The 13492-nt window shown below is 37.6% G+C and carries 12 protein-coding genes; 8 read left to right on the top strand and 4 right to left on the bottom strand.

Translation table 11 applies throughout. The features are described from left to right. Nucleotides 1–220 precede the first annotated feature (220 nt). The 6 genes from AC5JQI_RS00470 (at nt 221) to AC5JQI_RS00445 (ending at nt 5813) form a co-directional block, all read left to right on the top strand. Nucleotides 221–685, top strand: a complete 465-nt coding sequence (locus tag AC5JQI_RS00470; RefSeq protein ID WP_493913347.1) for a hypothetical protein — start codon at nt 221–223, stop codon at nt 683–685. Continuing rightward, entirely contained in the window at nt 678–1943 is a 1266-nt protein-coding gene (locus tag AC5JQI_RS00465) for an HlyD family secretion protein (RefSeq protein WP_493913346.1), read from the top strand. Before AC5JQI_RS00470 ends, AC5JQI_RS00465 begins: the two co-directional genes overlap by 8 nt. Before the next feature lie 2 nt (nt 1944–1945). Beyond that, nucleotides 1946–2098, top strand: coding sequence for a cysteine peptidase family C39 domain-containing protein (locus AC5JQI_RS00460; RefSeq protein WP_493913345.1), 153 nt, complete (start codon nt 1946–1948; stop codon nt 2096–2098). Next, on the top strand, nt 2073–4079 hold the full coding sequence (locus AC5JQI_RS00455) for a peptidase domain-containing ABC transporter (protein ID WP_493913344.1): 2007 nt from the start codon (nt 2073–2075) through the stop codon (nt 4077–4079). Before AC5JQI_RS00460 ends, AC5JQI_RS00455 begins: the two co-directional genes overlap by 26 nt. Before the next feature lie 353 nt (nt 4080–4432). Next, nucleotides 4433–4618, top strand: coding sequence for a hypothetical protein (locus AC5JQI_RS00450; protein ID WP_493913343.1), 186 nt, complete (start codon nt 4433–4435; stop codon nt 4616–4618). A gap of 931 nt (nt 4619–5549) precedes the next feature. Then, nucleotides 5550–5813 carry a helix-turn-helix domain-containing protein gene (locus AC5JQI_RS00445; RefSeq protein WP_493913342.1) on the top strand — a complete coding sequence of 88 codons (264 nt, stop codon included), beginning with the start codon at nt 5550–5552 and terminating at the stop codon, nt 5811–5813. A gap of 472 nt (nt 5814–6285) precedes the next feature. Here AC5JQI_RS00445 and gdhA read toward each other — a convergent pair whose 3' ends face one another. Together gdhA and uspA are read right to left on the bottom strand one after the other, a co-directional pair. Further along, nucleotides 6286–7629, bottom strand: coding sequence for an NADP-specific glutamate dehydrogenase (gene gdhA / locus AC5JQI_RS00440; protein ID WP_493913341.1), 1344 nt, complete (start codon nt 7627–7629; stop codon nt 6286–6288). Between the two features lie 258 nt (nt 7630–7887). Next, complete coding sequence (gene uspA / locus AC5JQI_RS00435; RefSeq protein ID WP_092553860.1) at nt 7888–8319, bottom strand: universal stress protein UspA; 432 nt, start codon at nt 8317–8319, stop codon at nt 7888–7890. Nucleotides 8320–8670: 351 nt separating this feature from the next. Between uspA and uspB the strand changes: the two genes are divergently transcribed. Beyond that, nucleotides 8671–9000: a universal stress protein UspB gene (uspB, locus tag AC5JQI_RS00430; RefSeq protein ID WP_237387827.1), complete on the top strand. Its 330-nt coding sequence runs from the start codon at nt 8671–8673 to the stop codon at nt 8998–9000. A gap of 114 nt (nt 9001–9114) precedes the next feature. On the opposite strand, the gene pitA is transcribed toward uspB, so the two are convergent. Continuing rightward, nucleotides 9115–10605 (bottom strand): inorganic phosphate transporter PitA, encoded by a 1491-nt coding sequence (pitA, locus tag AC5JQI_RS00425; RefSeq protein WP_323856090.1) that lies wholly within the window; start codon nt 10603–10605, stop codon nt 9115–9117. A 297-nt stretch (nt 10606–10902) separates the two neighbouring features. Here pitA and AC5JQI_RS00420 point away from each other — a divergent pair, with 297 nt between their 5' ends. Beyond that, the gene (locus AC5JQI_RS00420) at nt 10903–12129 is read left to right on the top strand and encodes a BaiN/RdsA family NAD(P)/FAD-dependent oxidoreductase (RefSeq protein ID WP_493913340.1); all 1227 of its coding nucleotides are present in this window, start codon (nt 10903–10905) and stop codon (nt 12127–12129) included. Between the two features lie 179 nt (nt 12130–12308). Here AC5JQI_RS00420 and AC5JQI_RS00415 read toward each other — a convergent pair whose 3' ends face one another. Continuing rightward, a complete protein-coding gene (locus AC5JQI_RS00415) occupies nt 12309–13241 on the bottom strand; it encodes a pepsin/retropepsin-like aspartic protease family protein (protein WP_493913339.1) in 933 nt (310 codons plus the stop codon). Nucleotides 13242–13492: the final 251 nt, after the last annotated feature.

The following is a 13492-nucleotide window of genomic DNA, read 5'->3' as shown; positions in this document are numbered from 1 at the left end:
CGTTAAATTTACGTAGTTCTGTAGCTTTAATCACAAATGGCGTTGTTTTCAGATGGATCTAAGATATTTAAAGATTTAAAAAATAGCGTGAAAGTTTTTTATAGCAGGTGAATGATTTTTCTTGAAAATTTTGATAGTAATTGAAAAATTAAATTTTGAAATTTTTAACAAAATGATTAAACTATATAATTATTATGAGTAAGTTTTAGAGGATTATGTGATGGGTAACGAAAAAAAAGTAGTGTTTTTTATTATTTTAATTGTATCTATATTTACTGCGTTTATTGGATTTATAGTTCATGTTATTAACGTTGAATGGTTAATACCATACATTAGAAGTGAAGTAAATAACGTATCAGTTTTACCCTCTTGGGATGTTAGGTACTTGGCTGCATTTACAAGTATAGAAACAGGTTTTGGTATAACAATCTTATATATACTCATAAAAAGGGGCATGCCTACATATAATTATTTCACAAGAGGAATTATTATGTGGTTACTTGAATTGGCGATCATGGGTAGACTAGTTCGGCAATCATTAATGGATTTTGCTATAGGAAACCCTTTCTTAATATCTATATTACAAAACTCAATATCATGGGTTAATTGGTTTCTAATTTGCCTTATAACTACATTTTTATATGATTATTTAATTAAATCATGGTGTAAAAACAATAATGGATGAAGGAATTTTCAGGAATATAAATCAAGAAAATAATGAGAGAAAGTGGGTTCATAATACGATAATTAGGATTTACCCACCCTCAGTTATTTTGTATATAATAACAGCTTTTTTGATGAGTTTTCTTCTTATTTTAATTTTTGTATTAAAAATAAGTAATAGAATTGAAATAGAAGGTGAAATTAATTCATTTCCTTCAACAGTAATAGTAAGATCGCCAATAACTGGATATATTGAATTTTCTAATGTTAATATATTTGGATCTTCTAAATTACTTAAAGGGGATATTGTTTTAACAGTAAAGAATATTGATGAAGATATCAACGGGGATTTAAAAAATCAAAAACTTAAAAAGTTACATTCAATAATGGATAAGTTAAATAAAAATATAAATAATAAAAATGAATTAAAAATAAAAGTAAATAATTTTTATGAAAAAAACATAACATTTACTGATCAAGAAATAAAAAACCTAAGAAACGAATTAAATGAATCAAATAAAATTATCCTAGAACATAATGATATTAGAAAAAAATATGAACTCTTCTTGAAGAAAGGATATGTAACTATAGAACAACTAAATTCAATAAGTAATAATTATGCTCAGAATAAAATTAGTTATTTAAATATACATCAACAATTAAATTCTTTATTGGAAAAAAAGTCTCAATTTTTTATAGATAGAGATAGCAAAATAAATGACATAGATAATAAAATTTCATCATTGCAAGAGCAAATAAATGAAATTGAACTAAAAAAAATTGATATAAACTCTGATGCTAACAGAATTATAACATCTCCTATTGATGGAATTCTGGATTATCAATATAAGACATTAGGACAGGAAGTAGTTAAAAATGATCCGCTACTTAAAATATCACCAAAAAAAATAGAATCATATTTTATTATTTTTAGTATAAAGAGTGAACATTATCCTTATGTGAGGATAGGTGAAAAAATCAATGTAAGATTTAAGTCATACCCGTTTCAAAAGTATGGCTCATTTGATGGTTTAATAGATAAAATTTCTCAATCTATTGTAAACAATAAAAATATTACTTCACAGCAATTAAAAGGAAATACTAAAAATACTGGTGATAATTTTTATTCTATACAAGTTAAAATAACTGATAAAAATATAGATAAATTAAAGTTAGTTGCAGGAATGAAAGCAGAAGCATCTTTAGTCATTGAAAATAAAACTATTTATAATTTTATGGTAGATAAAGCTAAATATAATTTTAAAAAATACATGGAGTAATTATGATAAATAAAGATTCATTGTTTTACTTTGTTCCCAGTGTCTTTTTTAAAAGAAAAATTAACATTATCTATCAAGAGAATATTGCAGATTGTGGAATTGCATGTATTGCCATGATATTATGTTATTATGTTATTATGTTATTATGGACATGATACGAATCTAAAAGAGTTAAAAGAAAATAATAGCTTTTACTCAAGAGGATTACGCTTAAAAGATATGTTAAGTATATCAGAAAACAATAAATTAAATACTAATGTATATTCTTTGGATGTTGATGAAATAAACCTTTTAAAAAAACCATGTATACTGCATTGGGATATGAACCATTTTGTGGTTTTAGAGAAAGTAACTAAAAATAAATTATTTATATTTAATCCTGAAAAAGGAGAGGAAGTATTATCTATCCATGAGATTTCAAAGCATTTTACGGGAGTAGCAATAGAATTAACACCAGCTCCAGAATTTAAAAAGAAATCAGCTAATTATAAAAAAACAATTAAATTAATAGCTCTTTTCAAGAGCTCCAAAGGCTTGGCATTTTCTCTTTTTAAGATATTTGCAATTTCTATTCTTATAGAAAGTATCGCGCTTACTATTCCAATTGGAATCCAGTTAATAATGGATCATGTTATAGTAACAAAAGATACACTGTTGTTGTCATCAATCTGCATATTCTTGATATTTTTTACTCTAGTTAAAACTTTTTCTGATGTAATAAGATCTTATATGTCTCTTTCTATAAACGTCCTTTTGGATATGCAATGGAAAAATAGTCTTTTTGAACATTTGTTGAAAATTCCTCTTGATTATTTCTCAAATAGAAAATTAGGAGATGTTCAATCTAGATTTAATTCAATAGAAGATATTAGAGAAACATTTTGTAATAATATAGTGAATTTAATTATTGATTTTTTGATGATACTAGGCTTGTTGAGTATGATGATTATTTATGGTGGAGGTCTAACTGCTGTAGTGATATTATTCTCAACTTTATATTTTATGGTTAAATTAATTGTATATAGAATATATAAAAAATCATCAGATAAAAAAATCAGAAATGAAGCTACTATAAATTCTTTCTTTATGGAAAGCCTTTACAGTATGCCAACAATTAAAGTCCTTGGTTTACTTAATAATAGATTAAGAAATTATGGTGATAAAGTTAAGAATTTAAATAAATCTGAAATAAAAAAGAAAAAAATAGAAATTATTACTAGTGCGCTAAGCTCTATAATCGTCTCTCTAGATCAAATCATTATTCTTTGGGTTGGTTCATATTTGGTAATAAATAATTCTATAACTATAGGAATGTTTATAGCTTTCAATACTTATAGGGGACAATTTTCAGATCGTGTTACTAATGTCATTAATAAATCCGTAGAATTGAAATTGCTCTCATTACATAATGAAAGACTATCTGAAATTGTTTTGCAAGAGAAAGAGGTTTTCAAAAATGATATTGATATTAATATTGATAATAATATGGCATCTTTAGAACTATCAAATATTTCTTATACGTATGATGGTGCAACTTATCCAGTAATATCAAATTTTTCAATAAAAATTAATGAAGGAGAGTCTGTAGCAATAATAGGTCCATCCGGCACAGGAAAGTCCACTCTTATTAAAATAATGTGTGGACTTATTCAGCCTCAATCAGGAGAAATATTATTCAATAATAATGATATATATTTTTTGGGAATTAATAACTACAGAAAAAATATCTCTTGTATTTTACAGGAAGATAAGCTTTTTTCCGGGTCAATTTCAGAAAATATTTCAGGGTTCGATGATAATATAGATATGGATTATGTTATTGAATGTGCAATTAAGGCCAATATACATTATGAAATAGCTAATTTTCCAATGGGATATTATACACAATTAAGTGAACTAGGAGGAAGTATCTCGGGTGGTCAAAAACAAAGAATAATGATAGCTAGAGCATTCTATAAAAGACCTAAAATTATTTTTATGGATGAAGCAACAAGTCATTTAGATACAAATAATGAGTCATTTATTAATAGATCAATCGCAAATTTAAATATGACTAGAATAATAGTGGCGCACAGAGAATCTACCATTAAAAGTGCGGATAGAATTATTAATTTAAATGCTGAACTAGAGCAATGAAATGCGTATTTTTTCAATAATGGCACGGGTTTTATAAAAACTAGCGTGCCTTGCTTTTATATGTATTCAGATTTTTCACTCTGAATACATGTTCTGTTCTTTAAAACCTTTATCGCAGTGAGTGTGGTAAAACGCAGGAGACCAGTTTCTTGCGTCAAATCTAATTTTTGCAGGATTTTATCCACACCCACACATAAGTTATGATTGCTCACCGAGTCCCATTATAAAAATTTGACCCTGACTCACTCAATAGATACAGTGTTTAACTGTAATCACTAACGATCCTATCGCCTGCAAGGATCACCCATCAGGTGGCGAAATAAAACTCCCGTAGCCTGAAAGGGAGAGCAAAATTGCGGTACATCTGCGCACTTTGGGAAGCAAATATTGCCGGGTACCATAACCCACCGTCCGGCGATGAAAGTTTACCGGTTTATGCACTAGCTTATCACGCACTACCCGCAGAATGGTATCTGCCACGTTCTGACCGATACCGTTTTAACCGGTACAATGTTACCGACATGCTTATCCACGAATAACAAACATCCCGGAAGCTGCGCGGTGTCACTTGCGTAACAGCGTAGCGATTACCAAGTGACGCCGCCGTGCAGCAAACGTCCAGAGCACAACCAGACTGGCTTTACGCACTATTTGAACCTTGTATTACCGAGTGACAGACACCTTCAAAGGCATTTTTCTGCCTTAATTCACATACCCCCGTTTATTTTTCACCCACTGCCTTACAACAGGCCAATGCAGTAAAAAGGAGAAATCACACCACGTCACGATAATGAGGCGTTCATCCTGACTGAATCAGGCACTGAACGGGGAGCATTTCATCGCCGTGCTGAAGCACGTAACAAACTCCTGCAAAAACTAAACATAACCCTCGCCCTGCTACACATTATCTGACGCACCATGGAACGGTGAACCTAACCGACACGCAGAGAATGCTTCGAAATGAATAAAGTGAGCCTGAAAATCACCGGGGAAATACGGATAGCGAAGCGATCACGAACGAGAACAAACAACAAAGATTGATTTGATAGTCCGTATTCTCCTCTGAGTTTGACCTATGATTTTTGTCCTATGATTGAGGACAGGATCCACTGTGCCTTGACCAGCCAAATGCTTAACTCCCAGTTTGGTCGCTCGGGGGTCAACTGAGCTTGAAGTACACAGGCACTATGCTAAGCGAGTTTATAGTCGTTCAGCTTAACAATTCAGTTATTTAGTTAGATAAAACAATCAGTTAAAGTAACACCGCCATTGGCAAAATCCAATGGTCAGGGTTTCGCATCCCTGAGTATCCAAACACTGGTAGGATGTTTCTGCCAGTGCGTCTGCTATCGCCCTTTCAATGGCGGTTCAGGTAGGGGAGGCTTTGGCCTCGCCGGTGGATACTCCGGTAATGCGAACCTTGCTTGAATCGCCACCATCAATATTAATTAATGGAAAGGGGTAGCAGGAATGAATAATGTTCGAAATGACTGGCATCAGGCCGACATTATTGCAGCATTACGTAAACGTGGAACAACCTTAGCGGCTGTTTCTCGTGAAGCGGGACTTAGTTCATCGACATTAGCCAATACACTCAGCAGACCGTGGCCGAAAGATGAGTGGATTATTGCTAATTATCTCAATATTCACCCGTCAGAAATCTGGCCTAGCCGTTATTTTGATATGAACGGTAATTTTGTTGAACGCAAGGTTCGCGATAACACTGCCAGATAGTTTCATTCCCCAGCCGTGAGATACAGCAACATTCGATATCATTATTTCTCATGTAGGTATAGCTAATTAATCACTATTATGAATATACAACTACTAGGGTATACAAATTCAGATAAAATTTTCTGGGGGTATTTTGTTGATTTTATAAATTAAAAATGACTATTAATCAATCTGTTACTATATTTTTCGTACTCCTGTGATCGCCATAATTTGTCCAGTATCATATGAAAAAGGGTGGGAAGAGGCTAAAAAGCTATCCGGTATTCATTGATCACTACATAAGTTTATGGGCAGACTTTCTTCGGATGGTATAACCACATGGCATATCTATATTTCTCAATGTTGAGCAATGAAAATATCTCCAGATAAACATTCAAAGACTGTAACCAACCCGGCTTTGGGTCGGAAGTTATAACAGAATTAGCTGAGTATACATTCCAACCTAAAAAAACCGAGTTACGCAATTACTAAATTACACAATCCCCTGCGATAACATTGCATCCGCGACTTTGACAAAACCAGCAATGTTTGCACCTTGTACATAGTTGGTCTGTTTATCTTCTCCGCCATATTCTACACAAGCTTGATGGATATCGAGCATGATGTGATGCAAGCGAATATCCACTTTCTCCGCTTTCCAACTCAGGCGGGCTGCGTTTTGCGCCATCTCCAGTCCAGACGTTGCCACACCACCGGCATTGGCAGCCTTACCCGGTGCAAACAAAACACCGGCTTCAAAGAAAGCATCAGTCGCCGCAATTGTCGCAGGCATATTGGCGCCTTCCGCGACCGCTTTCACGCCATTTTTAATCAGTGTCTTTGCTGCTTCCAGATCCAATTCATTCTGAGTCGCACAAGGCAGGGCAATATCCACAGGGATTGACCACGGATCCTGACTCTCAAGAAATATCAATCCACGCTCTTTGGCATATTCTTCTACGCGACCATAACGCTGGTTTTTGATCTCTTCAAGATGAGCCAGTTTTTCCGGCGTAAAACCTTCCTCATCCAATACGGTTCCCCCCGAATCCGAGGCTGTAATGACTTTTGCACCCAGTTCCATACATTTTTCGATGGTATATTGGGCGACATTTCCTGCACCAGATACAGAAACCCGCATCCTTTCAAGCCCCATTCCATGCCGTTTTAGCATCTCATGGGTAAAATAAACCAGCCCATATCCGGTGGCTTCAGGGCGGATCAAACTGCCCCCGAAAGAAAGCCCCTTCCCCGTGAAAACACATGCTGTATTGTTGGACAATTTTTTCATCATGCCTGCCATAAAGCCCACTTCACGGCTTCCTACACCAATGTCTCCCGCAGGTACATCAGTATCAGGCCCTAAATGACGGAAAAGCTCTGTCATCAATGCCTGACAGAAACGCATGATTTCACCGTGACTTTTTCCTTTGGGATCAAAATCCGAACCACCTTTTCCGCCTCCCATCGGCAACGTTGTCAGCGCATTTTTCAGCGTCTGTTCAAAACCCAGAAACTTCAGGATGGAAAGGTTAACAGAAGGATGAAAACGCATCCCTCCCTTGAATGGCCCGATGGCGGAACTGAACTGAACTCTCCACGCTCGGTTAACCTGTACTTTGCCTTGATCATCAACCCAACAAACGCGGAATTGAATTACTCTTTCCGGTTCGACCAAGCGCTCTAATAATCCTTGCTCACAGTATTGCGGGTTTTGTTCAAGAAAAGGCCAGAGAGAGGTCAACACTTCTCGTACTGCCTGTAGGTATTCCGGTTGATGCGGGTTTTGGTACTGAATCGAATCGAGAAATGAGATTAAAGATGATGCAACATTCATTTAGAGCTTCCTTTTTGTCATTCAGAAGTGATGACCCCTAGCCATTTTCCATATTATTTTTTTGTCGAAAATGTGAGGTAACTACGGTTTGCTTTCTGAATATAGCACTATCTTATGCTTAAATTTCAACAACTATTTTTTATTGGTTTCCATAAAAATATCTTTGACAATTTCTAAACCAGTTTCATCATCTTTTCATGGGCAAAAAAATCGCCTGCATAAGCAGGCGATTTTATAGAATAAATTTTCAGCCGAAGATTATTCTTCATCACGCAAAGGTACGATCAACATATCAACATGAACGGTGTTAATAAGCTGGCGAGCTGAAGACATTAACTTGCTCCAAAAATCCTGATGGTGACCACACACAACCAAATCCATGTCATATTGTTTAATAGCATCAACTAGGACTTGTGCTAAATCACCGCTACCGCTCAACGTTTCCTGAACAGGATAACCTGCGCGGGTAGATAGCTCTTTCAGGGAATTACGGGTTTCATCCGCAATACGCTCCTGCATATCACCAAGATTAACGTCAATCAGACCGGTATAAAGATCAGAGTAGTTAACATCAACATGGATCAGGGAAACTTTGGCATTGTACGGTTTCGCCATTGACACAGCTTTCTCCACCAAAACCTGACTTTCTGGAGATAAATCAACCGCAACAAGAATATGTTTATAGGCCATAAGAACTCCTTCCATAACGTCGATTAAATATATTGGCAGCATTAAACGCCATGATTCGATGTTTATACTATAACCGCTCAAGATGCGTTATGAGTGTTGTTTTGATCACAACTTACTGTTTTACTCTCTTAACTAACTGAAGAAAGCCAAAAAATATATCCCTCAGAAATATCTCACCATGATTTACCTAAACTTTAGCTAAAATAAGTCTCCCATTTTCACGCGACCATGAATACACAATGCACTGTATTTCTGTCTAAAATTTAATATAGTTACTATTCAAGTTGGAATCTTTTCTATTGGTTTCTTCTTTACTGGCCGCGTTTGCAACCACAATAATTAGGAGGAAGTATGTTCAATACTGTGGTTCTCTTTTGGGCTGTTTTCCTCATCTGCATTGTTAACATGCTACGTTACTTTTCTTCGCTCCGTGTACTCCTGTCAATCCTGCGTGAGTCTGACCCCATGCTGTATCAATCTGTTGATGGCAATGGCTTTTTTACCACTAACAGTCAGTTCAACAAACAAATCCGGCTAGTGCGCTACATCAATTCACAAAGTTATATCAACCACCACAATCCCGATGTCATTTTGTTGTGCGAAAGGTTGAGGAAACAATTTATATTGACGGAAATTCTTTGTGGCATCGTTGTGCTGTGTCTGATAGCAAGCGTCTTTTAAATGGTCTTAGAATGTAGTGAGAGTTTGAGAATTAACGTGAACAAAAAAACAGGTGAAAATAAAAAAGGGTTGGCTTGCAAAGACGCAGAGCCAACCCTTTTTTCTAAGAGGTCGTTAGATCAGTTTCAGGGCAATCCAGTACAGCATGCCTGACAATACAATTGAAATTGGCAGAGTCAGAATCCATGCCAACATGATATTTTTGATGGTCTTGCTCTGCACACCACCACCATCAACCAACATCGTACCCGCTACCGCAGAAGAGAGTACCTGTGTTGTTGACACCGGCATACCTGTATAACTGGCAACTCCAATAGAAACCGCTGCCGTAACCTGTGCAGAAACACCCTGGGCATAAGTCATGCCTTTTTTGCCAATCTTCTCACCGATGGTGACAGCTACGCGCTTCCAACCCACCATAGTGCCTAAAGACAGAGCAAGTGCCACAGCAACGATGATCCACAACGGCGCATATTCCACCGTATTCAGCAGATCTTTACGCAGCTTATTGAGGAAACGGGCATCTTCATGACTTGTTTCTGGCAGTTTAGCCACAGCACTAGCCGTATCTGCGACGCACATCAGCATACGACGCATATTGTTGCGCTGATCCGGATTCAACTCGCTGTAATTCTGGATACTCACCAGCATGTTTTCAGCTTTATTCAGAACCACTAATGCGCGTGAGCTGTCACAGCGGAACTGCATATCCAATTGATCTTCTGCATTAGGAGTGGCTGGAGCCAGCTCAATAGCATGAGCCAGTGCCGGGCCGTGCTGCTCATAATACTGCTTCAAATGGACAACAGCATCGTGAGTACGGGCAATGTCATAGCTGGTTGAGTTCATATTGACGACAAAACCCGCAGGCGCAACACCAATCAGCACCAGCATGATCAAACCGATACCTTTCTGGCCATCATTCGCGCCGTGGGAGAAACTCACACCAACAGCGGAGATAATCAGGGCAGTACGTGTCCAGAATGGCGGTTTACGTTTACCATCCTGTTTTTCACGTTCAGCAGGCGTCATGTGGATACGGCGACGTTTTTTGGTTCCACTCCAATAACGGCGCAGCAAAAACACCATCGCTCCGGCAATGATCAGGCCAATAAGAGGAGACAGGATCAAGGACATGAAAATCTGTATCATCTTCGGAATATTTAACGCATCAACCACCGAAGAACTGGTCACTATCGCATTGGTCAAGCCGATGCCGATAATAGAACCGATCAACGTGTGAGAACTAGATGCTGGAATACCGAAATACCACGTACCTAAATTCCAGATAATCGCCGCCAGCAGCATGGAAAAAACCATAGCCAAACCGTGAGCTGAACTGACATTTAGCAGAAGATCCGTAGGCAGCAGATGCACAATCGCGTATGCGACACTTAATCCACCAAGGAGAACACCAAAAAAGTTAAAAACCCCTGCCATGACAACGGCAAACTGCGAACGCATCGCCCGGGTATAAATAACAGTTGCTACTGCGTTTGCGGTATCATGAAACCCATTGATGGCTTCATAGAAAAGCACAAACAACAGAGCAAGCACTAACATAAGGCCGGTATAAAATTCCAGGCCAGTAAACAGATGTAGCATAAACGTTAAGCCAGTTAGTAGGACATGAACGCGCGCATTATCAGTGACAATCGTGAGCGGGAAAAGAAAAATATGACCTTTTTTTGATTTAATGGCAATAAAGCAACACAAAAATCTTATATTTATCAATAATATCAAATAGTTATTTAATTTTAATATTCTGATATTTTTTTGAAGAAAAATAACTTTTTTAGCAAAAAATTAAACCAAATATGTATTTTTCTCTGTAGTTCGTGAGCGCTGCCCCCACAATACAGTAATTTCCTACAAAATAACCCGGTCAAAAGAGACAGACTAATGGAAAAATTTGATGTAATTATTATTGGTGCTGGCGCTGCCGGCTTGTTTTGTGCTGCTCAGGCAGGGCAAGCCGGACTCAATGTTCTGGTTCTGGATAATGGTAAAAAAGCAGGCCGTAAAATTTTGATGTCCGGAGGCGGGCGCTGTAATTTTACCAATATGTATACCGAACCGGCGGCCTACCTTTCTGCCAATCACCATTTTTGTAAGTCAGCACTTGCTCGCTATACTCAATGGGATTTTATTGATCTCGTGCAACGCTATGGCATCCCTTATCACGAAAAAATCTTGGGACAACTTTTCTGCAATGACTCAGCTCAACAAATTATAGACTTACTATTGAAAGAGTGCGAAATAGGGAAAGTCACCATTCAGTTGCGCAGTGAAGTCACACATATAGAGAAGAAAGAACAGGGCTTTGTCGTTACCGCAGCAGGAAGAAAAGTAAGCACACACTCACTTGTTGTGGCATCCGGTGGTTTGTCAATGCCCGGCTTAGGCGCATCACCTTTAGGTTATCGCATCGCAGAGCAATTTGACCTCAATATCCTGCCCACACGAGCGGCATTGGTTCCCTTTACTCTGCATAAACCGCTATTGGAACAACTGCAAACACTCTCAGGCGTGGCTGTTCCTTCTGTGGTAACCGCAAAAGATGGCACAGTATTCAGGGAGAATATCCTCTTCACCCACCGCGGTCTTTCCGGCCCTGCTATCTTGCAGATCTCCAGTTACTGGCAACCCGGTGAGTATGTGAGTATTAACTTACTTCCTGATACAGATTTAGAGGGTTTTTTGGATCGAGAACGGGAATCACATCCGAATCAGGGTTTGAAAAATACGCTGGCTAAGCTACTGCCTAAACGTTTGGTTGAATGTTTGCAGTCGCTTGGTCAATTGCCGGAGCTTTCCCTGAAGCAACTTAACCCTGCCCAGAAAAAAGCTCTGATCATAACCCTGCAATGCTGGCACGTGCTGCCGAATGGAACAGAAGGCTATCGCACGGCAGAGGTGACTCTCGGCGGTGTGGATACGAATGAGTTGTCCTCAAAAACAATGGAAACTCATAAAGTGAAAGGACTCTATTTTATCGGTGAAGTAGTCGATGTGACCGGCTGGCTTGGCGGGTATAACTTCCAGTGGGCATGGAGTTCAGCCTGGGCTTGTGCGCAGGCGTTGGCTGCCTGTGAACAAATCGTACTATTTTCTCGTAAGGCAAGCTGAGAACGGTTAGTGCTGTTGAGTCTTCATTAATGGCGGGTAAATATCACCCTATCTATACCCGATAATGGAGACTCAGATAACGATCTTATATCCAATGGATTTCGAGTTGCAGCGGGATAATTATGCCTTAGTGGAAATTTGTACTGTTCAATTTACAAAACAAAATATTCCCCTTTTACTCATCCCTGCGAGTTATGTTTAATGAATAATTTCTTACCAGAAAAGTCGATTAATACTGCGTATTCACTGAAGAAGTTATTCCCGATAAGTCCATCAGCATTTAACTGAACAGACTTCCCATCAAACAAGACCGCATTCAATTTTACTCCTCTCGCGCCCTCTTCATCAAATTGAAATGCCGATACTTCGCATTCATCATTATCCGCGTGTTTAAACATAACCTTACAAGAAAGATTAACGGGAGAAGACTTCAACCTTTCTTTCCAGAAAAACGAACTTGATGCCCCCGTATCCAAGATCATGTTGTAGCTATTAGCATTGTGTGAAACTTTGACAGCAAGACCTTCTTGAGTATCTCTCAGTGGTAATTTAATCCAACCATCAGAAACATTGACTCCCAACCCTTGCAAATGGTCAGAAACTGATAATCGCTGGCCTTTATAATCAATAAGAACCGCCTTTCCCTTAAATAAATCCAGACCAATTACCATCGACGCAAGAGAGCTGTTATCTGTTTGATGATGACCATCCTGACTCAAATTTACTGCCCATGGCGTAAAGGAAACTCCGCTAATATCCTTAAATATCATGCCATTTATCGAAAGCTGTGGAATATTAAATTTATTCTTCAAAAAAACTTGGCCTATGATGTTAGTGGAGCGTGCTTTCTCAGGCGCTATAACTAAGCCGGGAATTTCCGACATCATTTTTTCCGATAAATGGAGAGCATCAGGTGACCCGATATCGATCAGAAACTTTTCATCTTTACCATCAATTTTAAGATTTGCTATGGGTTGAGTGTATTTATCCAATTGAAAATGTATATGCATGACTTCTTCTGAAGCCATAGAAGCAGGAACAAACAGCGGGATAACAGAAGAGAAAACAATAAATATGACTGCGTTGAAATGTTTATTTAATGAGAAATGCATGAAGATTCTCCATTTATGCGTTCATAGTTAAATTAAAAATCCTGTCCGCCATTGCAATCAGCATTGAACAGTAGCTACGAATTCCATAGATAACCGTTAATTATTATATACAAAATATTGACTCTGCTTTTTCCTGAACCAAATGCGCCAACCAAATTGAGTATTCATTTATATAAATAAGTGACGTATTACTATTCCTCAAATCACTCCTCAGACCACTGAAATCCTCTGTCTCCTCTTAACTAAAATCA

The sequence above is a fragment of the Xenorhabdus sp. XBWT genome (assembly GCF_059072735.1).
The sequence above is the reverse complement of the archived record's forward strand: the minus strand, read 5'-3'. Positions and strand labels throughout refer to the sequence as shown.